The organism is Agromyces humi (assembly GCF_009720255.1).
Taxonomy (GTDB): domain Bacteria; phylum Actinomycetota; class Actinomycetes; order Actinomycetales; family Microbacteriaceae; genus Agromyces; species Agromyces humi.
Map to the genome: position 1 here is coordinate 1 of NZ_WJSP02000622.1, position 1,420 is coordinate 1,420.

Sequence of the window (1,420 nt, forward strand, 5' to 3'; positions counted from 1 at the left end):
CAGTACGATGCGGGGGTGCCTCCAGAACCGGACCCCGCCCTCGTGGCGAGGCTGCGCGCGCTCCCCCGACTGCGCGGCGGCCGCGATGAGCGACCCCGTCTTGTCGGCGAGCACCTGGATGTAGTGCGCGATGGGGTCTTCGCCGTCGGCCGGGCCGACCGTCTCGTGCGAACTGGGTACAAATCGGCGTACGCGCTCACCGTAGCCCCGCGCGAGCGCCGTTGACAACGGGTTGCAGACACGCGGCGTCCGTCGATCCTGTGTGTTCGCCATCGAACGGCGCCGCATGCCGCGGGCAGGCGTAGCCTGAATCCATGCGCCCCCGTGACACCGGGGCCTCCCGCAGGCTCAGCCGCTGGATCCCCGCCATCGCCGCACCCATCGCGCTCGCCGCCGCCGTCGTGCTCGTGCCGATGCAGGCGAACGCCGCCGTCGACCTGCCCGACCTCACCCCCGAGGAGCTCCTCGAGCTCGCCGCGTCGAGTGACGTCGAGGCGCTGTCGGGCACGATCGAGCAGGCCTCCGATCTCGGGCTCCCCGACCTGTCGGGGCTGACCGGCGCCATGGGCGGAACAGGCGGCGACATCGCGGAGCGCAAGGGACTCGGCTCGGGCAGCGATGGGGACGGGACCTCAGCGTCCGCGACCGACCTCCAGGACCTCCTCGACCTCGCGACCGGCACGCACACCGCCCGCGTCTACCTCGACGGCGCGAACGCGCGTCTGCAGGTGCTCGACGAGTTCGCTGAACGAGACGTCTACCTCTCGGAGGACGGCGCCTGGGTCTACGACTCCCGCGAGGAGGCCGCCACGCACGTGACGGTCGATCGGGCCGCGCTCGACGCGCTGCAGGCCGATGCGAGGTCGCACGCCGACGAGTGGCAGCGGGAGCTCGAGGCCGAGCTCGGCGCGCCGCTGCCGACCCCCGAGGAGGTGCTCGACCAGGCGCTTGCGAAGCTCGACGAGTCCACCGAGGTCTCGGTCGGCACCGACACCCGGGTCGCCGGCCGCGAGGTGTACGAGCTCGTGCTCGAACCGCGCGACGACGACACGCTCGTCGGCGAGGTGTCGGTGGCGATCGACGGCGAGAACGGCGTGCCGCTCGCGGCATCCGTCACCGCTCGCGGCGCCGACGAGCCCGCGTTCAGCGTCGCGTTCACGAAGGTGTCGTTCCAGGCGCCGGACGCCTCGGTGTTCGCGTTCAGCCCGCCCGAGGGCACCACGGTGACCGAGCACGAGGTGGCCGTGCCGACGCCGGCCGAGCTCGAGCAGCTCCATCCGCTGCTCGTACTCGATGCCCTCCTGCTTCATGGCGCCCACGGCCTCGCCGCGGGCCTTGTACTGCTGCTGCGAGAGGATGCCGGCCCGCTCGGCGATGTCCGTGATGGTCACGCGCGGGTGCTTCCGGCCGGTCCTGCTCA

General features: G+C 72.4%; 2 pseudogenes. Both read right to left on the reverse strand.

Annotated elements, in window-relative coordinates:
- Positions 1-273: pseudogene (locus GH736_RS25425) on the reverse strand (hypothetical protein); the annotation flags it as partial.
- 989 nt (positions 274-1,262) lie between these two features.
- Positions 1,263-1,420: pseudogene (locus GH736_RS25825) on the reverse strand (DUF3516 domain-containing protein); the annotation flags it as partial.